At 55.0% G+C, this 311-nt stretch carries 1 tRNA gene; it reads right to left on the bottom strand.

Going from position 1 to position 311, the window contains the following annotated elements:
- Nucleotides 1-74: transfer RNA gene (locus IM291_RS21840), tRNA-Arg, on the bottom strand.
- Nucleotides 75-311 lie beyond the last annotated feature (237 nt).

Genomic DNA, 311 nt, shown 5'->3' with positions numbered 1-311 from the left:
TGCATCCGGGAGGATTCGAACCTCCGACCGCTCGGTTCGTAGCCGAGTACTCTATCCAGCTGAGCTACGGATGCATCAGGGAACTGCTTTCAGAAATAGTAAATGGTGCATCCGGGAGGATTACTCGGCTGCGCCTCGCCCTTCGGGCCGTTGCTAAAGCAACGTTATCCTCCCTGGTGCTTGCGATTAACTCGCAGACCTTGAAACAACAGCATCGCTGTTATCTCGGAGAATATGGTGCATCCGGGAGGATTCGAACCTCCGACCGCTCGGTTCGTAGCCGAGTACTCTATCCAGCTGAGCTACGGATG

It is taken from the genome of Enterobacter cloacae complex sp. P27C (assembly GCF_014895705.1).
Classification (GTDB): Bacteria; Pseudomonadota; Gammaproteobacteria; order Enterobacterales; family Enterobacteriaceae; genus Enterobacter; species Enterobacter bugandensis.
Note: the sequence above shows the minus strand (reverse complement) of the source record. Positions and strands in the feature narration are given on the sequence as shown.